Source organism: Micromonospora tarapacensis (assembly GCF_019697375.1).
Lineage (GTDB): Bacteria > Actinomycetota > Actinomycetes > Mycobacteriales > Micromonosporaceae > Micromonospora > Micromonospora tarapacensis.
This window is the reverse complement of sequence record NZ_JAHCDI010000003.1, coordinates 601163-627230: the sequence shown is the minus strand read 5'-3', so window position 1 is coordinate 627230 and position 26068 is coordinate 601163. Positions and strand designations below refer to the sequence as shown.

The 26068-nt window shown below is 71.8% G+C and carries 21 protein-coding genes and 4 pseudogenes; 11 read left to right on the top strand and 14 right to left on the bottom strand.

Translation table 11 applies throughout. From position 1 onward, the window contains the following. Positions 1-18 precede the first annotated feature (18 nt). The 4 genes and pseudogenes from KIF24_RS03860 to guaB all read right to left on the bottom strand — a co-directional run. A pseudogene (locus KIF24_RS03860) lies at positions 19-764 on the bottom strand (hypothetical protein); the annotation flags it as partial. Between the two features lie 14 nt (positions 765-778). Beyond that, positions 779-2194, bottom strand: coding sequence for a M1 family metallopeptidase (locus KIF24_RS03855; protein ID WP_407939866.1), 1416 nt, complete (start codon positions 2192-2194; stop codon positions 779-781). A gap of 128 nt (positions 2195-2322) precedes the next feature. Then, positions 2323-3441 (bottom strand): GuaB3 family IMP dehydrogenase-related protein, encoded by a 1119-nt coding sequence (locus KIF24_RS03850; protein WP_221082781.1) that lies wholly within the window; start codon positions 3439-3441, stop codon positions 2323-2325. Between the two features lie 36 nt (positions 3442-3477). After that, the gene (gene guaB / locus KIF24_RS03845) at positions 3478-5040 is read right to left on the bottom strand and encodes an IMP dehydrogenase (protein ID WP_221082780.1); all 1563 of its coding nucleotides are present in this window, start codon (positions 5038-5040) and stop codon (positions 3478-3480) included. 206 nt (positions 5041-5246) lie between these two features. Here guaB and KIF24_RS03840 point away from each other — a divergent pair, with 206 nt between their 5' ends. After that, a complete protein-coding gene (locus KIF24_RS03840) occupies positions 5247-5660 on the top strand; it encodes a DUF5319 domain-containing protein (RefSeq protein WP_221082779.1) in 414 nt (137 codons plus the stop codon). Between the two features lie 17 nt (positions 5661-5677). Here the strand turns inward: KIF24_RS03840 and KIF24_RS03835 are convergent, their stop codons facing one another. Then, positions 5678-6478, bottom strand: coding sequence for a helix-turn-helix transcriptional regulator (locus KIF24_RS03835; protein WP_221082778.1), 801 nt, complete (start codon positions 6476-6478; stop codon positions 5678-5680). Between the two features lie 254 nt (positions 6479-6732). Between KIF24_RS03835 and KIF24_RS03830 the strand changes: the two genes are divergently transcribed. Continuing rightward, positions 6733-7116: a WhiB family transcriptional regulator gene (locus tag KIF24_RS03830; protein WP_221082777.1), complete on the top strand. Its 384-nt coding sequence runs from the start codon at positions 6733-6735 to the stop codon at positions 7114-7116. A 305-nt stretch (positions 7117-7421) separates the two neighbouring features. Here the strand turns inward: KIF24_RS03830 and KIF24_RS03825 are convergent. The 3 genes and pseudogenes from KIF24_RS03825 to groES all read right to left on the bottom strand — a co-directional run bounded on the left by KIF24_RS03825 (position 7422) and on the right by groES (position 11187). Further along, a pseudogene (locus KIF24_RS03825) lies at positions 7422-9016 on the bottom strand (molybdopterin-dependent oxidoreductase). 142 nt (positions 9017-9158) lie between these two features. Further along, entirely contained in the window at positions 9159-10802 is a 1644-nt protein-coding gene (groL, locus tag KIF24_RS03820; protein WP_221082776.1) for a chaperonin GroEL, read from the bottom strand. A 70-nt stretch (positions 10803-10872) separates the two neighbouring features. After that, the gene (gene groES / locus KIF24_RS03815) at positions 10873-11187 is read right to left on the bottom strand and encodes a co-chaperone GroES (RefSeq protein WP_089155197.1); all 315 of its coding nucleotides are present in this window, start codon (positions 11185-11187) and stop codon (positions 10873-10875) included. A gap of 370 nt (positions 11188-11557) precedes the next feature. Between groES and KIF24_RS03810 the strand changes: the two genes are divergently transcribed. The 9 genes and pseudogenes from KIF24_RS03810 (at position 11558) to KIF24_RS03770 (ending at position 21102) form a co-directional block, all read left to right on the top strand. Continuing rightward, positions 11558-12358, top strand: coding sequence for a helix-turn-helix domain-containing protein (locus KIF24_RS03810; protein ID WP_221082775.1), 801 nt, complete (start codon positions 11558-11560; stop codon positions 12356-12358). Next, positions 12349-12528: pseudogene (locus KIF24_RS03805) on the top strand (DUF397 domain-containing protein); the annotation flags it as partial. The gene KIF24_RS03810 and the pseudogene KIF24_RS03805, both read left to right, overlap by 10 nt. 101 nt (positions 12529-12629) lie before the next feature. Then, complete coding sequence (locus tag KIF24_RS03800) at positions 12630-13883, top strand: THUMP-like domain-containing protein (RefSeq protein WP_221082774.1); 1254 nt, start codon at positions 12630-12632, stop codon at positions 13881-13883. 201 nt (positions 13884-14084) lie between these two features. Continuing rightward, positions 14085-15176 (top strand): sugar ABC transporter substrate-binding protein, encoded by a 1092-nt coding sequence (locus KIF24_RS03795; RefSeq protein ID WP_221082773.1) that lies wholly within the window; start codon positions 14085-14087, stop codon positions 15174-15176. 101 nt (positions 15177-15277) lie between these two features. Next, positions 15278-16096: an ATP-binding cassette domain-containing protein gene (locus KIF24_RS03790; RefSeq protein ID WP_221082772.1), complete on the top strand. Its 819-nt coding sequence runs from the start codon at positions 15278-15280 to the stop codon at positions 16094-16096. Next, positions 16093-17349: a sugar ABC transporter permease gene (locus KIF24_RS03785; RefSeq protein ID WP_221082771.1), complete on the top strand. Its 1257-nt coding sequence runs from the start codon at positions 16093-16095 to the stop codon at positions 17347-17349. The genes KIF24_RS03790 and KIF24_RS03785 overlap by 4 nt, the downstream gene beginning before the upstream one ends. A 29-nt stretch (positions 17350-17378) precedes the next feature. Beyond that, complete coding sequence (locus KIF24_RS03780) at positions 17379-18560, top strand: ROK family transcriptional regulator (RefSeq protein WP_221082770.1); 1182 nt, start codon at positions 17379-17381, stop codon at positions 18558-18560. A 146-nt stretch (positions 18561-18706) separates the two neighbouring features. Further along, complete coding sequence (locus tag KIF24_RS03775) at positions 18707-19444, top strand: DUF4142 domain-containing protein (protein WP_221082769.1); 738 nt, start codon at positions 18707-18709, stop codon at positions 19442-19444. Between the two features lie 17 nt (positions 19445-19461). Continuing rightward, entirely contained in the window at positions 19462-21102 is a 1641-nt protein-coding gene (locus KIF24_RS03770; protein WP_221082768.1) for a copper resistance CopC/CopD family protein, read from the top strand. 23 nt (positions 21103-21125) lie between these two features. Here KIF24_RS03770 and KIF24_RS03765 read toward each other — a convergent pair whose 3' ends face one another. From KIF24_RS03765 to ung, 6 genes and pseudogenes are all read right to left on the bottom strand, one after another. Further along, positions 21126-21380, bottom strand: coding sequence for a hypothetical protein (locus tag KIF24_RS03765; RefSeq protein ID WP_221082767.1), 255 nt, complete (start codon positions 21378-21380; stop codon positions 21126-21128). Positions 21381-21394: 14 nt separating this feature from the next. Further along, the gene (gene tsaD / locus KIF24_RS03760) at positions 21395-22441 is read right to left on the bottom strand and encodes a tRNA (adenosine(37)-N6)-threonylcarbamoyltransferase complex transferase subunit TsaD (RefSeq protein WP_221082766.1); all 1047 of its coding nucleotides are present in this window, start codon (positions 22439-22441) and stop codon (positions 21395-21397) included. Between the two features lie 7 nt (positions 22442-22448). Beyond that, positions 22449-22900: pseudogene (rimI, locus tag KIF24_RS03755) on the bottom strand (ribosomal protein S18-alanine N-acetyltransferase). Then, positions 22897-23574, bottom strand: a complete 678-nt coding sequence (tsaB, locus tag KIF24_RS03750; protein ID WP_221082765.1) for a tRNA (adenosine(37)-N6)-threonylcarbamoyltransferase complex dimerization subunit type 1 TsaB — start codon at positions 23572-23574, stop codon at positions 22897-22899. The pseudogene rimI and the gene tsaB overlap by 4 nt, the downstream one beginning before the upstream one ends. A gap of 282 nt (positions 23575-23856) precedes the next feature. Beyond that, positions 23857-25017 carry a glycoside hydrolase family 11 protein gene (locus tag KIF24_RS03745; protein ID WP_221082764.1) on the bottom strand — a complete coding sequence of 387 codons (1161 nt, stop codon included), beginning with the start codon at positions 25015-25017 and terminating at the stop codon, positions 23857-23859. A gap of 313 nt (positions 25018-25330) precedes the next feature. Further along, positions 25331-26032 (bottom strand): uracil-DNA glycosylase, encoded by a 702-nt coding sequence (ung, locus tag KIF24_RS03740; RefSeq protein ID WP_221082763.1) that lies wholly within the window; start codon positions 26030-26032, stop codon positions 25331-25333. Between the last annotated feature and the right edge of the window lie 36 nt (positions 26033-26068).

Here is a 26068-nt window from a genome sequence, read left to right as displayed (position 1 = left end):
CAAACGCGCCATCCGGATCTCGAACGCCTCCTTGGCGGTGGACTCACCGGTGTGCTCCGCCCACAGCCACTCGGCGTACGACGACAGGCCCTCGTTGAGCCAGATGTCCTGCCACCGGCTCAGCGCCACGCTGTTGCCCTCGGTGAGCCGGAACTTCCCGATCGCCACCGTGCTCAGGTAGCTCGCCATCGGCGTGTTCTCGGCCCAGCGCCAGGTGGTCCAGCCGGCCGTGCTGGTCCGGCCGTGCTGGTCCGGCCGCCCGGCACGCAGTTGCTGACCGCGGTCAGGCCGTCCGGGACGGTGATCTCGAACCGGTAGGTGGCCTTGTCCGACGGGTGGTCGTTGACCGGGAACCAGGTGCTGGCCGACTCGGGTTCGCCGAGGGCGATCGCACCGTCGGAGGTGTGCAGCCAGCCGCCCTCGCCGACCGCCTCGTTCTTCAGCGGCTTCGGCTTGCCCGCGTAGCTGACCTCGGCGGTGAACTGGCTGCCCGAGGCCAGGCCGGTGGCGGGCGTGGCGACCAGTTCGTTGCGGTCCTGCCGGTAGGTGGCCGCCGCACCCTCCACCGTCACCGCGCTCACCTTCAGGCCGGCCAGATCCAGATCGAACGACGACAGGTCGGCGGTCGCCTTGGCCTGCACCGCCGTCACGCCGGTGAGGTGGTCCTTCGCGGGGTCGTAGCGGACCTTGACCGTGTAGCCGGCGACGTCGTAGCCGCCACCGCGCGGGCACGCCGGCCCGATCGCGGGCGGCAGCCTACCGATCGCCGTCCACGTCGTCAGGGCAGGGCCGGCGGGGCGGCGCCGGTGAGCCAGGTATCGAAGAATGTGCCCAGCGAACGCCCCGACACCCGTTCGGCCAGGGCGACGAGATCGGCGGTGGTCGCCGTGCCGTCCCGCCGCTCGGTGGTCCACGCCCGCAGGATCTCGAAGAACGCGTCGTCGCCGACGGTACGCCGCAACGCGTGCACGGTCAGCGCCCCGCGCTTGTAGACGGCGGTGCTGAACATCTGCCCCGGGCCCGGATCGAGGGTGCGGCGGGACCAGTCCGTCGCCGCGTACTGGAGTTCGAAGTTGCGTTGGGCGCTGCGTCCGCCGTCGTGCTCCTCCCACAACCACTCGGCGTAGCTGGCGAAACCCTCGTTGAGCCAGATGTCGCCCCAGCGGGCCAGCGCCACGCTGTTGCCGAACCACTGGTGGGCCAGCTCGTGGGTGACCACGGCATAGTTCGGCTCACCGGCACGGAAGAAGCCCGGCCCGTAGACCGGCCGCGACTGGGTCTCCAGCGCGTAGCCGATGCGGGCGTCGGCGACCACCACGCCGCCGTAGGACTCGAACGGGTACGGGCCGAAGCGGGTGGCCAGGAAGTCGGCGATCTCGCCGGTCCGCGCCATGGAGGCGGCCTCGGGACCGGTGGCGGGCAACCCGGTCGGTACGGCGGTGACCAGCGGCTTGCCGCCGTGCTCGCCGGTGGTCACCCGGTAGTCGCCGATCACCAATGTGGTCAGGTAACTCGCCATCGGCGAGCCCTCGGCCCAGCGCCACGTGGTCCAGCCAGCGGCGCTGCTCCGCTCCCCCGGCACCCCGTTGCTCAGCGCGGCGAGCCCGTCCGGCACGGTCACCTCGATGTCGTAGGTGGCCTTGTCCGAGGGGTGGTCGTTGACCGGGAACCAGGTCGCCGCCGAGTGGGGCTGGCCGAGGGCGATCGCCCCGTCGTCGGTGTGCTGGAATCCGCCGCTGCCCAGCACACCGTCGGCGATCGGCTCGGGCACGCCGGCGTAGGCCACCTCGACGGTGAACCGGCTGCCCGAGCCGAGCCCGTCGCGCGGGGTGACCACCAGTTCACCGTCGTCGCGACGGTGCTCGGCCGGGGCACCGTCCACGGTGACCGAGCTGACGTCCAGTCCGGACAGGTCCAGGTTGAACCGGGACAGGCGCTGGGTGGCGGTCGCGGTGATCTCGGCACGGCCGGTGAGCCGGTCGTGCGCCGGGTCGTAGCGCACGCCGAGGTCGTAGTGCGCGACGTCGTACCCACCGTTGCCGCTACCCGGCACGTACGGGTCGGCGAGGTCCACGCTGCCGGCCCGGAAGCCCGGCTCGGCCTGCCGCCCACCGGTACAACTGACCAGCACCACCACCGCCGCCGCCACCGCAGCTACACCGGCTACCCACCGCCCGCCAAGCCTCCTGCTCACCAGCCCGAGCCTACCGTCGTCCCCTCCGTCGATCATGGAGTTATGGCGCACGGCGAATCGGATATTACCGCCTCGACCGGGCGCCACAACTCCATGATCGACGCTGACAGGGGTGGGGCCGGAACGGGTTAGCGGTCCAGGATCAGGCCGACCTTTTGGAACTCCTTGAGGTCGCGGTAGCCGCACTTGGCCATGGCGCGGCGCAGGCCGCCGAAGAGGTTGAGCTGGCCGTCGGGGGCGTCGGCCGGGCCGAAGAGGAGGCGCTCCATCGAGCCCAGCGGCTCACCGGCGGCCTCGAACGCGCCCCGGGGCAGCGACGGGTGGCTGGCCGCCGAGTGCCACCAGGCCCCGCCGGCCGGCGCCTCCTCGCACAACGAGAGCGGCTCGCCGAGCATCACCGCGTCCGCACCGCAACCGAGTGCCTTGGCGATGTCGCCGGAGGTCCGGATGTCGCCGTCGGCGATCAGGTGCACGTGCCGCCCACCGGTCTCGTCGAGGTAGTCCCGCCGGGCCGCGGCGGCGTCGGCGATCGCGGTGGCCATCGGCACCCGGATGCCGAGCACCGACTCGGTGGTGGACCACTCGTCGCCGCCGATGCCGACGATCACGCCGGCCGCTCCGGTGCGCATCAGGTGCAGCGCCGTCTTGTAGTCGGTGCAGCCACCGACGATGACCGGCAGGTCGAGATCGGCGATGAACTCCTTGAGATTCAACGGCTCGTCGGTGGTCGAGACGTGCTCGGCGGAGACGATGGTGCCCTGGATGACCAGGATGTCGACGCCCGCGTCGAGGATCACCGGGGCCAGCGCCAGGGTGTGCTGCGGGGAGACCCGCACCGCGACGGTGCCGCCCCCGTCCCGCAACTCGCGGACCCGCTCGGTGATCAGATCCGGCCGGATCGGCTCGGCGTACACCTCCTGGAGCCGCTTGGTGGCGCGCGCCTCCTCGTCCAGGCCGGCAAGCTCCTCCAGCACCTTTGTCGGGTTCTCGTAGCGGGTCCACAGACCCTCCACGTTGAGCACGCCGAGACCGCCGAGTTGGCCGAGCCGGACGGCCGAGGCCGGGCTCATCGTCGCGTCGGAGGGGTGCCCGACGCACGGGATGCCGAACTGGTAAGCGTCGAGTTGCCATCCGGTGGAGACGTCGTCGACGTCCCGGGTGCGGCGAGAGGGCACGATCGCGATGTCGTCCAGGTGGTAACCGCGATGCGCGGTCTTGCCCAGCCCGATCTCGACCACGTCACGCATGGGGCACTCCAGTGTGTTCGGGGGTGGTGGGAGGGGTCAGCGGGTGTGGTAGTTGGGCGCTTCGACGGTCATCTGGATGTCGTGCGGGTGGCTCTCCTTGAGCCCGGCCGCGGTGATCCGGATGAGCTGACCACGCTGGTGCAGCTCGGGGATGTTCTCCGCGCCCGCGTACCCCATCGCCAGCCGGAGGCCGCCGACCAGCTGGTGGGCCACCCGGGACAACGGCCCGCGGTACGGGACCTGCCCCTCGACGCCCTCCGGGACCAGCTTCTCGTCGCTGGTCACGTCCTGCTGGAAGTAGCGGTCCTTCGAGTACGACCTGGCCTGCCCGCGGGACTGCATGGCGCCGAGCGAACCCATGCCGCGGTACGCCTTGAACTGCTTGCCGTTGACGAAAATCAACTCGCCGGGGCTCTCCTCGCAGCCCGCCAGCAGGCTGCCGAGCATCACCGTGTCGGCGCCCGCGACCAGGGCCTTGGCGATGTCACCCGAATACTGGATGCCGCCGTCACCGATCACCGGCACGCCGGCCGGGTGGGCCGCCCGGGTGGCCTCCATGATCGCGGTGATCTGCGGCACGCCGACGCCGGCCACGATCCGGGTGGTGCAGATGGCGCCCGGGCCCACACCGACCTTCACCCCGTCGACGCCGGCGTCGACCAACGCCTTCGTGCCCGCGAAGGTCGCCACGTTTCCGCCGACGATGTCGATGCCGACGTCCTTCTTGAGCCGGCCGACCATCTCCAGCACCGCCCGCTGATGACCGTGGGCGGTGTCCACGACGATCACGTCGACACCGGCGTCGACCAGTACCCGGGCCCGCTTGTAGGAGTCCTCACCGACACCGATGGCCGCCGCCACCCGCAGCCGGCCCGCGTCGTCCTTGGTGGCGCCCGGGTACTGCTCGCTCTTGGTGAAGTCCTTGACGGTGATCAGCCCGCGCAGCTTGCCGGAGCCGTCGACGATGGGCAGCTTCTCGACCTTGTGCTGGCGCAGCAGGCCGAGCGCCTCGTCCTTGCTCACCCCCACCGACGCGGTGACCAGCGGTGCCCTGGTCATGATCTCGTGGACCGGCGTCGCCGGATCGGAGACGAAGCGCATGTCCCGGTTGGTGACGATGCCCACGAGCTGCCCCTGCCCGTCGACCACCGGCACGCCGGAGATGCGGTAGCGCCCGCAGAGCTGGTCGACCTCGCGCAGCGTGTCGTCCGGGCTGGCGGTCACCGGGTTGGTGATCATGCCGGACTCGGAGCGCTTGACCAGGTCGACCTGGAGCGCCTGGTCCTCCACGGAGAGGTTGCGGTGCAGGACGCCGATGCCGCCCTGACGGGCCATCGCGATCGCCATCCGCGCCTCGGTGACCGTGTCCATCGCGCTGGACAGCAGCGGGATGGAGAGCGAGACGTTGCGGGTGAGCTGGGTGACGGTGTTCACCCGGCTGGGGACCACGTCCGACTCACCCGGCTGGAGCAGCACGTCGTCGAAGGTCAACCCCAGCGGCACCACCCGGGCCGAGCCGGCGGGCAGCTCGGGCAGGTGGCCTCCCAGCTCGCCGGCCGCGGAGCCGGCGGAAAGGTCGGTGCGGGGCGAATTCTCCACGATTGCTCTCCTGAGCTGTTCGAACGGGCTTCAGCGAGGGTGGCACGGGTGGCGCACCGGCAAACGCCGGGCGAGGGTGCGTCGGCTTCATCGTACCCGTGGGCCTGGGTGACCCCGGCTCCGGCGGCCCGCGCCGACGGCACCGACCGATCGGCTTGCGCGACAGGGGACAGGCGTCGGCCATGGCTTGGGTCTACGGTGAGGGGGTGCACGACGAGCCCATCGACCCGTTCACCGGCGACCCGACCGATCCGGCGGCCGACCTGGACGACTCCGGCGACGACGACGCCCCGCTCGACCCGCTGACCGACGTCGAGCGCCAGGACGTCCTGGAGGACCTCGCCGACCTGGAGATCTACCAGGCACTGCTCGCGCCGATCGGGGTCCGCGGGCTCGTCATCGACTGCGAGGACTGCCGGGAGCCGCACTACTTCGACTGGGATCTGCTCCGGGGCAACCTGCGTCACCTGCTCAACTCCGGGCGCCCCCGGGTGCACGAGCCGGCCTACGACCCCGATCCCGACCACTACGTCACCTGGGACTACGCCCGCGGCTACGCCGACGGCGTGCACGACACCCTCAGCGAGGGCACCGAGGACGAGCCCGGCGCCGGCAACTGATCCGACAGCCGGCCAGCTCAGGCGACCAGCCCGGCCCGGAAGCCGGCCGCCACCGCGTGCGCCCGGTCGCGGGCACCCAACTTGCGGAACAGCCGCCGCGCGTGGGTCTTCACGGTGTCCTCGGAGACGAACAGCTCCCGGCCGATCTCGGCGTTGCTCTTGCCTTCGGCCATGCCGAGCAGCACCTGCAACTCCCGCTCGGTGAGGCCGATCGTGGACCGGTCGGGTCTCGCGGGCGCACCGGGCTTGACCGGCTCGGATTCGGCGTCCGGATCGGCCGGATCGTCGCCGCGCTGCGCCGGCACCATGGCCGGCCCGCCGGCGCCGTCCACCGCCGGCCAGGCCGCTGCGGGTTCACCGGCGGCACGACCATTGGGCGTCGGCCGTCCCGGCCCACCGACCGCCGCGGCGTCGCGGGCCGGGTCGGCGATCCGGTTCCGGCTCGGCCGACCGGGCGCGGCCAGCAGCAGCAGCGCCTTGGCCACCGCGCTGGTGAGATCGTGGTCCACCCCCTGGATCAGCCCACGCGCCCCGGCGCTGATGGTCGCCGTCGCCGCCTCCGACTCCTCCGCGCCCAACAGCAGGACGGCGGCCTGTGGCGCGCGGGCCAGCACCCGGCGGACGAAGCCGGCGCTGTCGGGACGGGTGAGCGCGGTGTCGGCGAGCACCACGTCGGCGGGGCGCTCTGCCAGCCGCAGCATGACCTCGGGATCGGAGACCGCCGTCCGGACGGCACCCGACAACCCCAGCCGCGCTGCCGCGGAGGTCAGGTGCTGCGCCGCGAGCGGCGTTCGAACGCACACAAGAACGGTACGCACTGGCATCTCCTCTCCGCACACGAGCAGACCATGGCCGGCTGCGGTCGGGAGGATGTTCCGGGCAATCCTCCCAACTTTTCCGACAGATAGGGCATATGCCGCAAGTGGGCATGCCGTTCTGGATCAAAGACGTGTGAGTCGAGAGCGGTCCGGGTACGGGAGGGGCCAGGCCGGGAACGGTGCGCCTGCGCGGCCCGCCGCCCGGACAGCCGGCCAAAAACGTCTCGCGGTGCCGCGCGAGAGGAGGGGTGCTGATGTCGAACGTACGTAGACTGCCCGGACCCATCATCGACCTCTGGGATTGGCAGCGGCTCGGTGCCTGCCGAGGCCGGGACAGCGCCCAGTTCTTCCACCCGGACGGGGAGCGGGGCACCTCCCGGCTGCGCCGGGAGTCCTCCGCCAAGGCCGTCTGCCGCACCTGCCCGGTCCGGGCCGAGTGCGCCGCGCACGCCCTGTCGGTACGGGAGCCGTACGGCGTGTGGGGTGGCTTCAGCGAGTCCGAGCGGCTGCGGCTGCTCGCGGTCGGCTGGGAGGATCTCGCCGATCGCCGGCAGACCCGGGTCGACGTCAACCGGCTGGAGGCCCGACTGGGCAGCCCCCACCGATCGGCACTGCCCGCCCAGCGCAACGTCGCCTGACGCAGGCAACCGACGCCGCGTCCCGATGCCGGGACGCGGCGTCGCCGTGTCTACCCCACCACCGACCGAGGCTGCGGCTGCGGCTGCGGCTGCGGCTGGAGAGACTGGGCGGTATCGGGACGCGCTGGCGGCATACCCTCGGGTGGCGTCTGTCGAGCTGATCCGTCTGTGCTGTCACCTGAGGGCGCCGCGCGATCGAGAAGCGATCCGTGTGCGCCACCAGCTCGACAGTGCCCGCGCCTGCTGGACGCGGCTCCCGCAGCCAGCGCCGAAGCCCAGGGAGCGGTTGCGGTGCGCGAACTGGATCAGGTGACGGTGAGCGTGACGGTGTGCCAACCGGTCGCGCCGTCGGGGGCGACGTCCTGCCGCTGGCCGGTCTGGGTCTCGCCGGTGCTGTCCGTGGCCCGGACCTGGAGGGTGTGCTCGCCCGCGGTGGCCGGCCACCGCCACGACCACTGCACCCAGGTGTCGACCGAGACCGTCGGGGCCAACTCCGCCTCCTGCCAGGGCCCGTCGTCGACGCGTACCTCGACGCGGTCGATGCCCCGGTGCTGCGCCCAGGCGACACCCGCGACCACGACCGGGCCGGCGGCCGGGCGGTTGCGCGGGCGGGGAGTGTCGATCCGCGACTGCGTCTTCACCGGCCCCTGCGCCGACCAACCCCGGGGCACCCAGTACGCGTCGAAGTCGGCGAAGCTGGTCAGCTCCAGCTCGGTGATCCACTTGCAGGCCGACACGTAGCCGTACAGGCCGGGCACCACCATCCGGGCGGGAAAGCCGTGCTGCACCGGCAGCGGCTCGCCATTCATCCCGACCGCGAGCAGGGCGTCCCGCCCGTCGCGCAGCACCGCGGTCGGCGTGCCGCAGGTCCAGCCGTCGATCGAGCGCCCGACCACCTGGTCGGCTCCGTCGAGCGGTGCCGCCTCGTCGAGCAGTTCCCGGATCGGCACGCCGAGCCACCGGGCGTTGCCGATCAGGTCGCCGCCGACCTCGTTGGAGACGCAGGCCAGGGTCACGTACCGCTCCACCATCGGCCGGGCGAGCAGGTCGGCGTAGCTCAGCGTGACCGGGTTGCGGACCCGGCCGTGGATGCGCAACCGCCAGGTCTCGGGATCGACCTGCGGCACCACGAGCGCGGTGTCGATCCGGTAGAAGCCTCGGTTGGACGTGACGTAGCTGGCCAGCCCGGGCTGGGTCAGGTCGGCGCCGGCCGGCACCGGCGGTGCGGGAGAGACCGGTGCCGGCAGCGTGATCGCCTCGCGGGCGGCCGACACCCCTGGCGGCCGGCCAGCCACCGCCCGGCGACGCCCCCGACGGCGGCCACCCCGAGCACCGTCCCGACACCGGTGAGGAACCGCCGCCGCGAATCCGGGTCGACCCGTCGCCCCGGACCTTCAGGGAGTGGTGTGCTTCCGGCGGACGCTGTCGGGCCGGCCGATGTCGGTGGGGACCAGGGCCAGGGGTCGAGTTCCAGCGGGCCTGCGACGAACGCCCAGAGTGCCACCCCGCCGACCGCCGCCCCGAGCAGTGACGGCAGCACGTCGGCGGCGTCCGCACCGGCCCGGGTCAGGGCCGCCGCCGCGCCGATCCCGCCGAAGACGACGATGCCGGCCAGGCCCACCGTCAACCGCCGGGCGGCCAGCATGCCGATCAGGGCGGCGAAGCCGCCGAGCAGCAGTGCCGTACCGACCAGCAGGGCGATCTTGTCGTTCGTGCCGAAGACCTCGATGCCGAACCGCTTGACCGGCTCGGGGGCGGTGTCTACGACGAGACCGCCGACCGCTACGAGCGGGGACGACCGGGGGCCGGTCAGGGCGGCAACCAGTTCGGCGGTGCCGATGGCCGCCGCAGCGGCGGCGACGCCGGCCAGCGCGGCATATCTGGGTGTCGTGCTGCTCACCCGCCCAGTGTTTCCGACCGGGCCACCCATCCGGTAGTCACGTCAGCGTTCCGTAATCCTTTCCGGCCGCAGATCAGCTGCACGGACGCGCGGGGCGCACCGTCCGATGACGGTGCGCCCCGCGTCCGGCGTACGGCAGGGATCAGAAGCCCGGGCCGTGCTGGTGGCTGTGGCCGTGGGAGTGGCCGTGGCCGCCCGCGGCGGGCTCCGGCTCCGTCGGCTTCTCCACCACCAGGCTCTCGGTGGTGAGCAGCAGACCGGCGATCGACGCGGCGTTGGTGACCGCGTTGCGGGTCACCTTGACCGGGTCGAGGATGCCGGCCTTGGCCAGGTCGACGTACTCGCCGACGGCGGCGTCGAGGCCGTGACCCCACTCGCTGGCGGCGACCTTCTGCACGACCACGTAGCCGTCGTGACCGGCGTTCTGCGCGATCCAGCGCAGCGGCTCGACAAGTGCCTTGCGCACGATCGACACGCCGACCTTCTCGTCGCCGGTGAAGCCGAGGTCGTCGTCGAGGACGCTCCGGATCTGCACCAGGGCGGCACCGCCGCCGGGCACCGTACCCTCCTCGACCGCGGCCTTGGTCGCGGAGATGGCGTCCTCGATGCGGTGCTTGCGCTCCTTCATCTCGACCTCGGTGGCCGCGCCGACCTTGACCACCGCGATGCCACCGGAGAGCTTGGCCAGCCGCTCGGCGAGCTTCTCCCGGTCCCACTCGGAGTCCGAAGCCTCGATCTCCTTGCGGATCTGGGCCACCCGGTCGGCGACCTCGCTGCTCTGGCCACCGCCGTCGACGACGGTGGTGTTCTCCTTGTCGACCACGATGCGCCGGGCGCTGCCCAGCACCTCCAGGCCGACCTGGTCGAGCTTGTAGCCCAGTTCGGGGGCGACCAGCTCGGCGCCGGTGAGGATCGCCATGTCCTGGAGCATCGCCTTGCGGCGGTCGCCGAAGCCGGGGGCCTTGACCGCGCAGACCTTGATGGTCTTGCGGATCGCGTTGACCACCAGGGTGGACAGCGCCTGCCCCTCGACGTCCTCGGCGATGATCAGCAGCGGCTTGTTGTTCTGGAGGACCTTCTCCAGCAGCGGCAGCAGCTCCTCGATCGCCGAGATCTTCTGCGTGGTGATCAGGACGTAGGCGTCCTCCAGGACCGACTCCTGCGACTCCGCGTCGGTGACGAAGTTCGGCGAGATGAAGCCCTTGTCGAACTGGAGGCCCTCGGTGACGTCCAGCTCGGTCAGCAGGGCGGAACCCTCCTCGACGGTGATCACACCGTCGCGGCCGACCTTCTCCATCGCCTCGGCGATCAGCTCGCCGATGGTGGCGTCCTGCGCGGAGATCGTCGCGACGTGCGCGACCGACTTCCGGTCGGAGACCTCGACGGCCCGGCCGAGCAACGCCTCGGAGACCTTGGTGGCGGCGGCGTCGATGCCCCGCTTGAGGCCGGCCGGGTTGGTGCCCGCGGTGACGTTGCGCAGGCCCTCCCGGACCATGGCCTGGGCCAGCACCGTCGCGGTGGTGGTCCCGTCGCCGGCGACGTCGTTGGTCTTGGTCGCCACCTCCTTGACCAGCTGCGCACCGAGGTTCTCGTACGGGTTGGTGAGCTCGATCTCCTTGGCGATGGTCACACCATCGTTGGTGATCGTCGGCGCACCGAATTTCTTGTCCAGGACGACGTTGCGCCCGCGCGGGCCGAGGGTGACCTTGACCGCGTCCGCGAGTGCGTTGACACCGTGCTCCAGCAGGTGCCGGGCGTCGTCCGAGAAGCTCAGGATCTTCGCCATGAATGTCCCTTCGAAGCGACGTTGCCCCGGCCCGGCGAGCCGGACCGGGGCAACGACACTGATCGGTTGCTTACTTCTCGATGACCGCGAGGACGTCGCGGGCGGAGAGCACCAGGTACTCCTCGCCGGCGTACTTGACCTCGGTGCCGCCGTACTTCGAGTAGAGGACGGTGTCGCCGACGGAGACGTCGATCGGCACGCGGTTGCCCTTGTCGTCGATCCGGCCCGGGCCGACAGCGAGGACGGTGCCCTCCTGCGGCTTCTCCTTGGCGGTGTCGGGGATCACGATGCCCGAGGCGGTGGTGGTCTCGGCCTCGTTCGCCTGGACCACGATGCGGTCCTCGAGCGGCTTGATCGCAACCTTGGTCGCGGTAGTCACGGGCATACCCTCCTGGGGTACTGGTTTCGTTGCCGGTCGGCACGCCGGCCGGCGTCAATCTGCCACATGCCACCGGGCGGGGCCGTCGTCGCGGGTGCCGGTCCGCCTGGCGTTCAACCCCCGGACACCAGGGCCCGAAGGTTGGCACCCTCAGGGTGAGAGTGCTAATCGCAGGTTATTCCTCGGCTAGCACTCCGTCAAGGAGAGTGCCAATCCGCCACCCTCGTGTCGCCACGCCTGGGCACCCGCGTCGCCACTCTTTCCACACTCTTCCGCCGTCGTTCGCCAGCGTTGACCGCAACACGCCGACAATCACTTCCCCGCCGCACGACGCACCCTTACTCTCCGGCGCGAACACGTCACGGAGGGCGGACAGATGGCGGACGTACCAACCCTGGGGTTCCTGCGCGACCAGCTGCGCCGGGCCCGCAAAGTACGCGGGCTCAGCCAGGAGGAGTTGAGCAAGATGATCAACTACTCCACCTCGGCGGTGAGCGCGATGGAGATCGGCCCGAACCAGCTCAGCGCCGACTACCTGGCCCGGGTCGACAAGGTGCTGGAAACCGGCGGTCTCTTCGTCGGGATGCTGGAGCTGATCCGGCTGCACGCCGAGCCGGACTGGTTCCGGCCGTGGGGCGAGATCGAACGGGAGGCGGTCGCGCTGCGCTGGTACGACCCGGCCGTGGTGCCGGGCCTGCTCCAGACCGAGGCGTACGCACGGGCGATGCTCCGGGCCGGTCCGCCGCTGACCGACGAGCAGATCGAGAAGCGGGTGCTGGCCCGGATGGCCCGGCAGGAGGTGCTCACCCGCGAGGAGCCACCGCAGCTCGTCGCGGTGCTCGACGAGCAGGTGCTGCGCCGGCAGGTCGGCAAGCGCGCGACCATGCGCGAGCAACTGGAGCACCTGCGCGGCCTCGCCGACCGCCCGCACGTCCAGGTCCGGATCGTGCCGGCCGAGACCCCGTGGTACATCGGGCTCAACGGCCCCTTCGTGCTGGCCCGGCTGGCCGACGGCACCGAGGTGGCGCACCTGGACAACCAGCTCCGGGGGCACACCGTGGACAGTCCGAACGACCTTGCCGCCCTGGGGCGGCAGTGGGAGACTGTGGCCGGTGAGGCGCTGCCGCACCGGCAGTCCGCCCGCCTGATCGAGGAAGTGGCGAAGTCATGGACCTGACCCGTGCCGCCTGGCGCAAGTCCTCCCGCAGCAACAGCAATGGCGGCGCCTGCGTCGAGGTCGCCGACAACCTGCCCGGCCTGGTCGCCGTGCGCGACAGCAAGGACCCGACCGGCCCGGTGCTCGCCTTCACTCCCGACGCCTGGCGCGCCTTCGTCGCCCCCACGCCCCCACCCGCTGACCAACCCCGACCCGCCGCCTCCCTTTGCGCCGACCCGACCCCCGCCCCACCCCCGGCTGAGGGCGTCGGGCGGGGCGGAAGAATGGGCGGGTGGATCTGGAGCAGTTCGCCGCGTTGCGTACGCCCGAGGGGTCGGCCGCGCTCGACGCGGCGGCCCGGGTGGCCGGCGGCGATCCGCTGGCCGCGGCGGTGGCGCTGCGCTCGGCCGGGGTGCCCGGCGGGCTCGCGGCGGCAGCACTGACCCAGGCCGAGCTGCGCCGCCGGGCGACCGGCAAGTTCGGGCCGGCGGCGGCCGGGATGTTCTTCACCCGGCCCGGGCTGGAGCAGGCCACCCGGCGGGTCGTCGCCGACCGGCGGGCGCGGCGGCTGCGCGCCGCCGGGGTGCGCACACTGGCCGACCTGGGCTGCGGGCTGGGCGCCGACGCGCTCGCCGCCGCCCGCGTCGACATCCGGGTGTACGCGGTGGAGGCGGACCCGCTCACCGCTGCGCTGGCCGAGGCGAACGCCCAGGCCGCCGGACTGGCCGACCTGGTCACCGTCGAGTGTGGCGACGCGACGGCGTTCGACGTGACCCGGGTCGAGGCGGTCTTCTGCGACCCGGCCCGACGCCGAGCCGGCACCGGTCGCCGGATCTTCGACCCGAACTCGTACTCACCGCCGTGGGACTTCGTGACCGGCCTGGCCGAACGGGTGCCGCGCACGGTGGTGAAGGTCGCGCCGGGGATCGACCACGCGCTGATCCCGCCCGGCGCGGAGGCGGAGTGGGTGAGCGTCGACGGTGACCTGGTCGAGGCGGCCCTCTGGTGCGGCGACCTGGCCGAGGTCTCCCGCCGGGCGACCGTGTTGAAGGAGAGGCTTCCGGTTGACGCCTCAGGTGGAGCAGCGGCCCCCGCCCATCAACCGCCCGACCGCGCCGACGGCCCGGCGGCGTACCAGCTGACCGGAACGGGGGCGCGCGAGGCACCGGTCGGGGCGGTGCGGCGCTTCGTGTACGACCCGGATCCGGCGGTGGTGCGTGCGCACCTGATCGCCGAGCTGGCCGCCGACCTGGACGCCACCCTCGCCGACCCGACCATCGCCTACCTCTACGCCGACGCGGCCCAGCGCACGCCGTACGCCCGCTGCCTGGCGGTGACCGACGTGCTGCCGTTCTCCCTCAAGCGGTTGCGGGTGCTGCTGCGGGAGCGCCGGGTCGGCCGGGTGGAGATCCTCAAGCGCGGCTCCGCGCTGGAACCCGAGCGGCTCCGGCGCGACCTGCGGCTGGCCGGCGACCAGTCGGCGAGCCTGGTGCTCACCCGGGTCGCCGCCGCCCCGACGGTCCTGGTCTGCCGCCCGGCGGACTGAACTCGACCACAGCTCGGGCTGCGGCACCCGCGCCACGGACGGTGGCGGCCGGGTGTCCGGGGCGTTGCTGAATTGTTACCGCCGACAACAAACTCGTGACGACCGCACCCTTGTGCTGGCGAGTTGACGCGGAATACGTTGCCGGACACAACAAAAACAAAACACCGACACCCTTCCCCCACCCTCGAAAGGACCCTGCACATGCGCAAGGGCTTCCTCGCCGTCAGCGCCGTGGGCCTGCTGGCCCTCGGCAGCGTGACGGCCTGCGCCAACGAATCCGGCGACCAGGCCGGGTCCGACAAGACCCCGAAGATCGGCGTGATCCTTCCGGACAGCAAGTCCTCCGCCCGCTGGGAGGGCGCGGACCGCAAGTTCCTCGAAGAGGCTTTCAAGGCCGCCAACGTCGATTACGACATCCAGAACGCCCAGGGTGACAAGACCCAGTTCCAGACGATCGCCGACCAGATGATCACGAGTGGCGTCACCGCGCTGATGATCGTCAACCTGGACTCGGGCACCGGCAAGGCCGTCCTCGACAAGGCCAAGTCGCAGGGCGTCGCCACCATCGACTACGACCGCCTCACCCTCGGCGGCTCGGCGGAGTACTACGTCAGCTTCGACAACGAGGCCGTCGGCAAGCTCCAGGGCGAGGGCCTCGTCAAGTGCCTCACCGACGCGAACGTGCAGAAGCCGGCGATCTCCTACCTGAACGGCTCGCCGACCGACAACAACGCCACCCTGTTCAAGAACGGCTACGACTCGGTGCTCAAGCCGAAGTTCGACGCCGGCGAGTACACCCAGGTCGCCGACGACTCGGTGCCGGACTGGGACAACGCCCAGGCCGCCACCATCTTCGAGCAACAGATGACGAAGGCCGGCGGCAAGATCGACGGCGTGCTGGCCGCGAATGACGGCCTCGGCAACGCCGCCATCTCGGTGCTGAAGAAGAACAAGCTCAACGGCAAGGTTCCGGTGACCGGCCAGGACGCCACCCCGCAGGGCCTGCAGAACATCCTCGCCGGCGACCAGTGCATGACCGTCTACAAGGCGATCAAGCAGGAGGCCGACGCCGCCGCCGAGCTGGCCATCGGGCTCGCCAAGGGTGAGCGCAAGGAGACCGGCCAGACGGTGAAGGACCCCGAGGGCGGCCGTGACGTGCCGTCCGTCCTGCTCACCCCGACGGCGATCTACAAGGAGAACGTCAAGGACGTCATCGCCGACGGCTTCGTGACCAAGGAAGAGGTCTGCACCGCCGACTTCGCCAAGCTCTGCACCGACGCGGGTATCAGCTGACCGCACCCCGCCCAGGCGGCGCCGCCCGGCACGGCAACCCGTGCCGGGCGGCGCCGCCGCTGGACGGGCCCCGATCTCCCGCCATGAATAAGGAGCCCCCCGTGTCCGCGACCCCTCTGCTGGAGCTACGCGGGATCGACAAGAGCTTCGGTCCCGTCCAGGTCCTGCGCGACGTCGCCTTCGCCGCCTACCCGGGCGAGGTGACCGCGCTCGTCGGCGACAACGGCGCCGGCAAGTCGACCCTGGTCAAGTGCATCAGCGGCATCTATCCCACCGACGGTGGGCAGTTCGTCTTCGACGGCCGCCCGGCGCACATCCACAGCCCGCGCGACGCCGCCTCGCTCGGCATCGAGGTCGTGTACCAGGACCTCGCGCTCTGCGACAACCTCGACATCGTGCAGAACATGTTCCTCGGCCGCGAGAAGCGCAGCGGCATCGTCCTCGACGAGCCGACGATGGAGCAGATGGCGGCGGACACCCTGGCCGGGCTCTCGGTACGCACCGTCAAGTCGCTTCGCCAGCTGGTCTCCAGCCTCTCCGGTGGCCAGCGCCAGACCGTGGCCATCGCCAAGGCGGTGCTCTGGAACAGCAAGCTGGTCATCCTGGACGAGCCGACCGCCGCGCTCGGCGTCGCGCAGACCGCCCAGGTGCTCGAACTGGTCCGCCGGCTGGCCGACAACGGCCTGGCCGTGGTGCTCATCTCGCACAACATGAACGACGTCTTCGCCGTCTCCGACCGGATCGCCGCGCTCTACCTCGGTCAGATGGTCGCCCAGGTGAAGACCACCGACATCACCCACGCCCAGGTGGTCGAGCTGATCACCGCCGGTCGCTCCGGCGGGCTCGGGCTCACCGCCGAACCGGCCAACGGCGGCAACGGCGCGACACCGGCCGGCACCACCTCAGGAGGCGTCTCATGAGCACCACGGCCGTCAAGCAGGAGGGTCCGGCCGCCGTCACGTCGTCGCCCTCCGTGGGCAGCCACGCCCGCGACTACTGGCGGCGGGTACGCGGGGGCGACATCGGTGCGCTGCCCGCCGTCCTCGGCCTGCTCGTCCTCTGCACGGTCTTCTCGATCATGCGACCGTCGTTCCTCACCGCCGGCAACCTCGCCAACCTGTTCACCCAGGGCGCGGCCGTCACCCTGATCGCGATGGGTCTGGTCTTCGTCCTGCTGCTGGGTGAGATCGACCTGTCGGCCGGCTTCGCCAGCGGCGTCTGCGCGGCGGTCCTGGCCAACGTGGTGACGGTGTTGGGCTACCCGTGGTACGTCGCGGTGCTCGCCGCCGTGCTCACCGGCATGATCATCGGCACCACGCTCGGTTTCCTGGTCGCCAAGGTCGGCATCCCCTCCTTCGTGGTCACCCTGGCCGGCTTCCTGGCCTTCCAGGGTGTGGTGCTGCTGCTGATGGAGGAAGGCCGCAACATCTCGGTGCGCGATTCGGTGCTGGTGGCCATCGCCAACCGCAACCTGCCGCCGGTGCTCGGCTGGACGCTCGCCGCCGTCGCCGTCGTCGGCTACGCCGCGGTGCAGCTGCGTCGATACCGCAGCCGCGCCGCGCGGGGCCTGGTCAACGACCCGTTCACGGTGGTGCTGGCCCGGATCGGCGGGCTGACGCTGATCCTCGGCCTCGCGGTCTACGTGCTCAACCTGGAGCGCAGCCGCAACGTGCTGATCAGCTCGCTCAAGGGCGTGCCGATCGTGGTGCCGATCATCGCCGTGCTGCTCGTGCTCGGGACGTTCGTCCTCCACCGCACCAGCTACGGCCGGCACATCTACGCGGTCGGTGGCAACCGGGAGGCCGCCCGCCGGGCCGGCATCGACGTGGACCGGATCCGCATCTCGGTCTTCGTGATCTGCTCGACCATGGCCGCGATCGGCGGCATCGTGGCGGCCAGCCGGGCCAACTCCGTGGACCCGAACACCGGCGGCAGCAACGTGCTGCTCTACGCCGTCGGCGCGGCGGTGATCGGTGGCACCAGCCTCTTCGGCGGCAAGGGTCGCGTCCTCGACGCGGTGCTCGGCGGCGCCGTGGTCGCGGTGATCGACAACGGCATGGGTCTGATGGGCTACAGCTCGGGCATCAAGTACGTGGTCACCGGCGTGGTGCTGCTGCTGGCCGCCAGCGTCGACGCGCTGTCCCGACGACGCGCCGCTACCGGCAACCGCTGACCCGCTCCACCGAAAGTAGTCACACCCCGATGCGCGTAGGACCGAGCCAGGACGAGATCCGTCGACAGAATCTCGGCGCCCTGCTACGCCACGTGCACGTGCACGGCGCCACCACGCGCGCGGAGCTGACCACCACGCTGGGGCTGAACCGGAGCACCATCGGCGCGCTCACCGCCGACCTCGCCGCGGCCGGCCTGGTGACTGAGGGGGCGCCGAGGGAAACCGGCCGGGCCGGACGACCGTCGTTGGTCGTCCGGCCCGAGTCGGACCGGGTGTTCGCGTACGCGTACAGCATCGAGGTGGATCGGCTACGGGCCGCCCGGGTCGGACTCGGCGGCGCGGTGCTCGACCGCCGGGAGCTGGACCGGCCGCGCGGTCTCACCGCCACGGAGGCCGCGCCGCTGCTGGCCGGCGCGGTCAAGGAGATGCGGCAGGCGCTGCCGGACGGGGCCGTCTGCGTCGGCGCCGGGGTGGCGGTCTGCGGCATGGTGCGCCGCGACGACGGCCTGGTCCGGCTGGGGCCGACGACCGGTTGGGTGGACGAGCCGATCGGCACGGCGCTCGGCGCCGAACTCGGCGTCGACGTGCCGGTCACCGTCGGCAACGTGGCCGACGTGGCGGCCTTCGCCGAGCACGCCCGCGGCGCGGCGGCCGGCTGCGACAACGTCATCTACCTCTACGGCGACGTCGGCGTGGGCGCCGGGATCATCGCCGGCGGGCGGCGGCTGACCGGGCACGGCGGCTACAGCGGCGAGGTCGGGCACATGGTGGTGGTCCGGAACGGGGCACGCTGCGAGTGCGGCAACCGGGGCTGCTGGGAGACCGAGATCGGCGAGCACGGGCTGCTCCGGGCCGCCGGTCGTTCCGACGCCCGGGGCCGGGAGGCGATGCTGGCCGTCATCGACGCCGCCGACCGCGGCGACGCCCAGGCCCAGACCGCGGTCCGCCAGGCCGGCGACTGGCTCGGCTTCGGCGTGGCCAACCTGGTCAACATCTTCAACCCGGAGATGGTCATCTTCGGCGGCACCATGCGCGACCTCTACCTGGCCGCCGCCGCCCAGATGCGCAGCCGGCTCAACTCCAACGGCCTGCCCGCCTGCCTGGAACACGTACGGCTGCGTACGCCGAAGCTCGGCGAGGACGCCCCCCTGGTCGGTGCCGCCGAACTCGCCTTCGACCGGTTGCTCGCCGACCCGCTCGACGTCGGCTGACCCCTGCCTCCGCGATCTGCGAGCCGGTTTCACCAACGGGTGAACCTATCGGCCGGACGATCCGTACCAGTGTGCGGACGGGCGGCCGACGGGGCGGACGCCCGTCGCTCAACCGATCGGCTCTCGTCCGAGGAGGCGCCACAGACATGGCACCGCTGGATTCCGCTCGTCGCCGGCAGGGCAACCGGTCCCGTCGCTTGGCGGTGCTGCTCACCACGATCGCCGCAGCCCTTGTCGTACTGCCCGGCATGGCGTTGGCCGCGCCGGCCGGTCAGCAACTCAACGCCGCCGACCAGGCTCTGCTCGACGGGGTGCGGCTGGCCGGGCTCTGGGAGATGCCGGCCGGGCAGATGGCCGCCGAGAAGGGACAGTCGCCGGTCGTGCGAGAGATCGGTGCGGAGATCGCCCGGCAGCACGAGGAACTGGACCGGATCACCGTGGACGCCGCCAACAAGCTCGGCGCGATCATCCCGAACGCGCCCACCGCGGAGCAGCAGGGCTGGCTGACCGAGATGAAGGACGCCACCGGCGCCCGCTTCGACCGGATCTTCGTCACCCGCCTCCGGGTCGCCCACGGCAAGATCTTCCCGGTCATCGGCGCCGTCCGCTCCAGCACCCGCAACCCCGTTATCCGGGACCTGGCCAACGAGGCGAACATCTTCGTCGGCGACCACATGACGATGCTGGAGAGCACCGGGTTGGTCCGCTGGGCCGAGTTGCCGCCCGCGGCGCTGCCCGCGCCGGGCAACGACGGCCTGCTCGCCGCCGCCTCGGCCAACACCGGCCCGGGGATCGGCGTCAGCAACACCGTCATCTGGGCGATCTTCCTCGGCGCGCTCGGCACCGGCGGCTTCCTCACGTACCGCATGTTCCGTCGCAGCTAGCCCCGGCGTTCAGACCGATGGCTCCCCGAACCCGAGCCGCCGTCCTGCTCGGGCTGATCCTGGCCGCCCTGTGCGCCGCCCTGGGCCCCGCCGGCCCGGTGGCGGCGCACGCCGTCGTGGTGGCCACCACGCCGCTGCGCGACGAGGTGCTCGGTTACGCACCGCGCGAGGTGCTGGTGACCTTCAGCGAGTCGGTCGCCGTGGTGCCGGGCCGGGTGCAGGTGCTCGCGCCCGACGGCAAGCGGATCAACGTCGGCGAGCCGGAGGTCCGGGACCGGACCATGCGGATCGAGCTGCGGCCCGCAGACCGCCCGCTCGGCACCTACCTGGTCAGCTACCGCGTCATCTCGGCGGACAGCCATCCGGTCGCCGGCAGCTTCACCTTCGCTGCCGGGGCGCCGTCGGCAACGCCGCCGACGCCGCCGACGGAATCCGAGAACCCGGCCGGGACACTGGTGCCGGCGGCGAAGTACCTCGGTTACCTGGGCCTGCTGCTGGCCGTCGGTCCGCCGCTGCTGGCCGCGACCATGTGGCCCCGCCGGCGCTCCCGCCGAGGCGCGACGACCACGGCGCTGTTCGGGCTCGGCCTGGTCGCCGCCGGCACGCTCGGCACCTGGGTCGGGCAGGCCGCCCAGGTGGTCGGCGCGCCGCTCGGGCAGTTGTCCCCGGCCGACCTGCGCGCCGTCGCGGACAGCGACATCGGCGTGCTGCTGGCCGTCCGGCTGGCCCTGGTCGGCCTGGCCGCGGCCCTGCTGCCGGCGGCGGTACGCGGCACCGCCGGCCGGGCGGGTGGCGGTGCGCTGGCGGTGGTGGGCCTTGCCGGGATGGTCACCTGGCCGTTGGCCGGGCATCCGGTCGCCTCACCGCTGCCGCCGGTGAGCATCGTGCTGGGCACCGTGCACATCGCCGGGGTGACCGTCTGGCTGGGCGGTCTGCTCGCCCTCACCGTCTTCCTGCTCCGGGGCACCCACCAGCGGGTTCTCGGCCGGATCCTGCCCGCCTGGTCGCGGCTGGCCACCCTCGCGGTGGCCTGGCTGGTGGCCGCCGGGCTGGGCCAGGCCGCGATCGAACTCGGCCGGCCCTCGGCCCTGCTCGGCAGCACCTACGGCCAACTTCTGTGCGCCAAGGCGGCACTGCTGGCCGGGATCCTGGGCGTGGCGGCCGGGCAGCGGCGGCTGATCCGCCGGCAGGTCGCCGCCGGTCGACCCCGGCGGGTCACCCGGGCGGCCGGGCTCGAACTCGCCGCGACGGCGGCGGTGCTGGCGCTGACGGCGATCCTGGTGCAGACCCCGCCCGGCCGTACCGCCGGCACGGCGGCCGACGGGGTGACCCGGGAGGGTGTCGCGCAGTCGCTCACCACCGATCTGTTCACGCTCCAGTTCGACGTCTACCCGGCGGTGGCCGGCACCGCGAACAGCCTGCACGCCTACGTCTACACCCCGCAGGCGAAGGAGTTGCCGGTGGCGGAGTGGACCGTCACGGCCGCCCTGCCGGCGGCCGGCATCGAGCCGATCACCGTCCAGGTCGACGCGCTGGAACCGCATCACGCCAGCGCGGAGATCCACTTTCCGGTGGCCGGTGACTGGACGCTGCGCATCACCGCCCGGACCAGCGAGATCGACCGCTCCACCGCCACCACGACGGTGACCATCCGCTGATGCGGAACGGCCCGGTCGACCGGTCAGCGGTCGACCTGGGTGAAGTCCCACGAATGCGGCTGCCGGGCGAGCAGCATCACCGGCGGATCGGGCAGTGACCGCGGGCCGCTGCGCCACTTGGAGATCACCACCACCCGATGGTCGGTGGAGGAGAAGACCTCACTGGACAGGTGCAGTGGGTCGTGCTCGAACTCGGGCAGCGCGGTGTCGCAGACCCAGGTGATCAGGTCGGCGAGCGCGTACGGCTCCGCCCGTGCCTCCCACATCCGTACGATCACGTCGCCGTCCTCCCTCAGACGCTGACCGTGGTCAGCGGCATCGCCGAATCCGCGGGCAGGTCGAGCCGGCTCGGCGCGACGCCCGAGGCGACCAGGTGCGCGCCGAGCGCCGCCACCATCGCGCCGTTGTCCGTGCAGAGCCCGGGCCGGGGCACCCGGACCCGGATGCCGTGCCGGGCGGCCCGCTGCTCGGCCATCGCACGCAGCCGCGAGTTGGCCGCCACTCCCCCGCCGATCACCAGGGTTTCGATGCCGTTGGCGCGGCAGGCCTCCAACGCCTTGCCGACCAGCACGTCGCAGACCGCCTCCTGGAAGGACGCGGCGACGTCGGCCACCGGGACCGCCTCGCCGGCCCGCTGCCGTGCCTCCACCCAACGCGCCACCGCGGTCTTCAGCCCGGAGAAGGAGAAGTCGTAGCGGTGCGCGGCGAGGTCCTTGGCCGCGGTCAGCCCGCGCGGGAAGGCGATCGCCGCCGGGTCTCCGGCACGGGCCTCCCGGTCGATGTACGGCCCGCCGGGGAACGGCAGGCCGAGCAGCCGGGCGACCTTGTCGAACGCCTCGCCGGCCGCGTCGTCGATGGTGGCGCCCAGCGGGGTCACCCCCCGGGCCAGGTCGTCGACCAGGAGCAGGGACGAGTGCCCGCCGGAGACCAGCATCGCGATCGCCGGCTCGGGCAGCGGACCGTGCTCCAGGGTGTCCACGGCGACGTGCGCGGCCAGGTGGTTGACGCCGTAGACGGGCTTCTCGGCGGCGACCGCGTACCCCTTGGCCGCCGCCACCCCGACCAGCAGCGCACCGGCCAGGCCGGGGCCGGCGGTGACCGCGATCGCGTCGACGTCGGCGAGGCTCACCCCGGCCTCGGTCAGCGCCCGCTCCATGGTCGGCACGATGGCCTCCAGGTGTGCCCGGCTGGCCACCTCGGGCACCACCCCGCCGAACCGGGCATGCTGCTCCACACTGGATGCGAGTGCGTCGGCGAGCAGGGTGTGGCCGCGTACGACGCCGACGCCGGTCTCGTCGCACGAGGTCTCGATGCCGAGGATCAGTGGTTCGTCAGCCATGGTGGTCTCAGTCCTCGATGCGCTGCATCACCAGCGCGTCGGTGTTGCTCGGCTGGTAGTAGCCGCGCCGCACGCCGATCGGCTCGAACCCGTAGGTCGCGTAGAGCCGCTGCGCCGCCGCGTTGTCCGCGGCGACCTCCAGCAGCACGGCACGTACGCCGAGCCGGGCGGCCTCGGCGAGCAGCGCCTCCAGCAGCAGCCGCCCGACCCCCGGCGCTGCGCGTCCCGCCGGACCGCGATGTTCTGCACCCACGCCTCGCCGGGCGGCGCGACGGCGAGCCCGGCGTAGCCGAGCACCGCGCCGTCGTCGTCCGTCGCCACCCGGTAGAAGTGCCCGTGGGACAACTCGTTCCAGAACATCGCCGCCGACCACTGCTCGGCGCCGAAGAGATCCGCCTCGATCGGCAGCACCTCGTCGATGTGCCACCAGCGGAACCGGCCCGGATGCGCCGGTCTCACGGCAGGACCGGCTTGCGCGCGGTCGCCGCCACCGCGTCCGGCCGGCGCAGGTAGAGCGGGGTCAACGGATCAGCGGGCGCGCCGGCTCGGATCCGCTCGGCGGCCAGGCCGGCGAGCGCGCCCGCGTCCGGGTACCGCGGTTCGGCCCGCAGCGGCAGGCCCAGGACGTCGGCGTAGCGGTGGGCTCCGTCACCGACCGCGGCGGTCGCGCCCAGCGCCCGAGCCTGGTCGGCGACCGCCGCGGGCGCACCGACCTCCGGCCCGACCAGACGTTCACCCGCGCCGTCGTAGACCGCCCAGTAGATCTCCCGCCGCCGCGCGTCGCTCGCCGCCAGCACCGGCTCGCCGGTCGCCGCCGGATGGCCGATGGCGTCCAGCGAGCAGACGCCGTACCCCGGAATGTCGAGCACCTGCCCCATGGTGGCGGCGGTGACCAGGCCCACCCGCAGCCCGGTGAACGGGCCGGGGCCGAGCCCGGCGACGATCGCGGCCAGGTCGACCGGGCGGGCGCCCGCGTCGGCGAGCACCGCCTCCACCTGCGGGGCCAGCAGTTCACCGTGGGCGCGGGCGTCGACCGTGCACCGTTGCGCCCGAGTGACCACCGCGTTCGCGGTGACCTCGACCAGCGCCGCGGTCACCGCCGGGGTCGAGCTGTCCACCACGAGTACGAGCACGGTGAACCAGCCTAGCCGCATCGCCCCTGGCCCTTGGACGCCCGCCCGCCATCGCCGCCGGGTCGTAGCGCTCGCGCGCACCGCGCCCATGACGGTGAGTAGTCAGGACATGAACGACGAACGCACCTGGATCCCGGCGACCGAGGCGCTCGTGCCCCTCGGTCGTGCTGAGCAGGGCTCCGTCACATCGCTTACCGCACCGTGACGGAGCCCTGCCGACCAGGCTGGCATAGCGTGGAGGCACGGGGCCAGGCCCGTCAGAGCCTGGCCCCGAGCGACGGATCAGTTGCGGCGGCTCCACTGCTGGTTTGCTCCACCCCAGCAGCTGTACTGCTGGATCGCCGCCCCGTTACCGCTGCCACCGGCGTCGAGGCACAACCCTGACTGCACTCCGGTGATCGTGCCGTTGGAGTTGATATTCCACTGCTGGTTCGCACCGCTGTGGCAGTCATACAACTGGATCCGGGTGCCGTTGCTCGTGCTGGAGTTCGGCACGTCCAGGCACTTGCCGTTCACCGTCAGCTGCCTGCTCGAGGTGTGGGTGAACCGCTGGTTCGAGCCACCCCAGCAGTCGTACAACTGGATCTGGGTGCCGTTGCTCGTGCTGGAGTTCGGCACGTCCAGGCACCGGCCGGACTGCTGACCGACGATCATCTGGCCGGAACCGCCACTGGGCGGCGGGGTGGTCGGGTTGGGCGGGTTGGTCGGGCCGGGGCCGGGGGTGCCGCCTTCCGAGAGGGTGATGTCCGAGCTTCCCTGGCTCTGGTAACCCTCGGTGGCCATGATCTGGTAGTAGTGGTTGCCGAGGTTCAGGCCGACGCTGGCCCAGGCGTCGAAGTGGTTGGCGGTGGTGATGGTGCCGCTGCTGCGCTTCTGCTGCCGGACGCTCCAGTACTGGTAGAACGTCTGGGTGCCGTCGATCGAGGGCTGGTTGACCCGCTGGCTGCGCAGGATGTCGTAGGTGCCGCCGTCGGTGGTGACGCTGCCGAGCCGGGTGGCGCCGCTGCTCGGGTTGTAGCTGCCGAAGTTCTCGACGACGTAGTACTCGACGAGCGGGTTGCGGGTCCAGCCGTACAGGGCCAGGTAGCTGTTGTTGTTGCCCGGGTTGTAGCTGCCCGAGTAGCTGATCGTGCGGCGGGTCCCGGGGTTCCAGCCCTTGCCGCCGACCCAGTTGTTGGTGCTATTGCTCCACGAGCTGCTGTAGCGGCCGTTCTCGCGCAACACCATGCAGGCGTCGCCGCTGTCCTTCCAGAACGAGAAGAAGAACCCGTTGTGGGTGCCTTCCGTGTTCGAGCAGACCTGCCGGTCGGCCTCGGCGTGGGCGGGGCTGGCCGAGATCGCGACGGTGCCGGTGGTGGCCAACACTGCGGCGAAGGCGGCGGCAGCCAGCATCCTGACGCGGCCGCGTCGGCGACTCTTACGGTGGGTGGGGATTTCGTTCATGGTGGTGTGCTTCTCCCTGCGAGAGGCGGCGTGACGTAATCGACGGGGTGCATGTGGTGAGGGACGGTCACCGCGCGTCGATGCCACGCCATGGTTGTACGAATTGCCGGACTGTCGGTTGTGTGGGTGCTCCACTGCTACTTGGCGTCGCTACGGACCCCCAGACTGAAGACGTTAGCCAACATCTATTTCCGATATCGTTATCCAACGATCGACGTTAGTCAAGGCATGTCGTCCGACCGGCTCCACCGACCAACCAGGCGGATGCCACCACCTGGCACGTGCGGGCGGCGTGGCGGGAGGAGCACACGGCTCAGCCGGCCGAGCGCTCCCAGTCGATGGCGGGCAGGCCGGCGTCGGCGAGCGCCTTGTTGGCCGCGCTGAACGGGCGGCTGCCGAGGAAACCACGCGGGTTCATCGGGCTGGGGTGCCCCGCCTCCAGGACCACGTGCTGCGGGTTGCCGACCAGCGCCGCCTTCTTGCGCGCATAGCCACCCCAGAGCAGGAACACCACCCGCGAGTCCAGCGCGTCGAGGGCCCGGATGGTCGCGTCGGTGAACTCCTCCCAGCCCCGGTTGGCGTGTGACCCGGGCGTGCCCTGGCGCACGGTCAGCACCGAGTTGAGCAGCAGCACGCCCTGCGCCGCCCAGCCGTCGAGGTTGCCACTGCGCGGCTTCGGCACGCCCAGATCCTCGCCCAGCTCCTTGAAGACGTTGCGCAGCGACGGCGGCACCGACACACCCTCGCGCACGCTGAAGCTGAGCCCGTGGGCCTGACCGGAGCGGTGGTAGGGATCCTGCCCGAGGATCAGCACCCGGCAGGCCGACGGCGGGCAGAGCCGATAGGCCGAGAAGAGATCCTCCACCGGCGGAAAGACCGGGCCGGCGGCGTACTCCGCGGCGACGAACTCGCTCAACGCGGACATCCGGGCCGGGTCGAGATGAGGCGCCAGCACCGCCCGCCACTCGTCGGGGAGCAGCGCCAGCAGGTCGGGAGCGGGGGTGTCGTCGGGCATCGGCAACCTTTCACCGGTCGGAACGTCTGCGGGCAC

Bases quoted from the DNA above. Each gene is read 5' to 3' on its own strand.
- groES (WP_089155197.1), bottom strand. From the start codon at position 11,187: ATGCCCGTGACTACCGCGACCAAGGTTGCGATCAAGCCGCTCGAGGAC.
- KIF24_RS03830 (WP_221082777.1), top strand. From the start codon at position 6,733: ATGTCGAACGTACGTAGACTGCCCGGACCCATCATCGACCTCTGGGAT.
- KIF24_RS03780 (WP_221082770.1), top strand. From the start codon at position 17,379: ATGCGCGTAGGACCGAGCCAGGACGAGATCCGTCGACAGAATCTCGGC.
- KIF24_RS03850 (WP_221082781.1), bottom strand. From the start codon at position 3,441: ATGCGTGACGTGGTCGAGATCGGGCTGGGCAAGACCGCGCATCGCGGT.
- KIF24_RS03810 (WP_221082775.1), top strand. From the start codon at position 11,558: ATGGCGGACGTACCAACCCTGGGGTTCCTGCGCGACCAGCTGCGCCGG.
- tsaD (WP_221082766.1), bottom strand. From the start codon at position 22,441: ATGGCTGACGAACCACTGATCCTCGGCATCGAGACCTCGTGCGACGAG.
- KIF24_RS03775 (WP_221082769.1), top strand. From the start codon at position 18,707: ATGGCACCGCTGGATTCCGCTCGTCGCCGGCAGGGCAACCGGTCCCGT.
- ung (WP_221082763.1), bottom strand. From the start codon at position 26,032: ATGCCCGACGACACCCCCGCTCCCGACCTGCTGGCGCTGCTCCCCGAC.
- KIF24_RS03770 (WP_221082768.1), top strand. From the start codon at position 19,462: ATGGCTCCCCGAACCCGAGCCGCCGTCCTGCTCGGGCTGATCCTGGCC.
- KIF24_RS03785 (WP_221082771.1), top strand. From the start codon at position 16,093: ATGAGCACCACGGCCGTCAAGCAGGAGGGTCCGGCCGCCGTCACGTCG.
- groL (WP_221082776.1), bottom strand. From the start codon at position 10,802: ATGGCGAAGATCCTGAGCTTCTCGGACGACGCCCGGCACCTGCTGGAG.
- KIF24_RS03745 (WP_221082764.1), bottom strand. From the start codon at position 25,017: ATGAACGAAATCCCCACCCACCGTAAGAGTCGCCGACGCGGCCGCGTC.
- KIF24_RS03795 (WP_221082773.1), top strand. From the start codon at position 14,085: ATGCGCAAGGGCTTCCTCGCCGTCAGCGCCGTGGGCCTGCTGGCCCTC.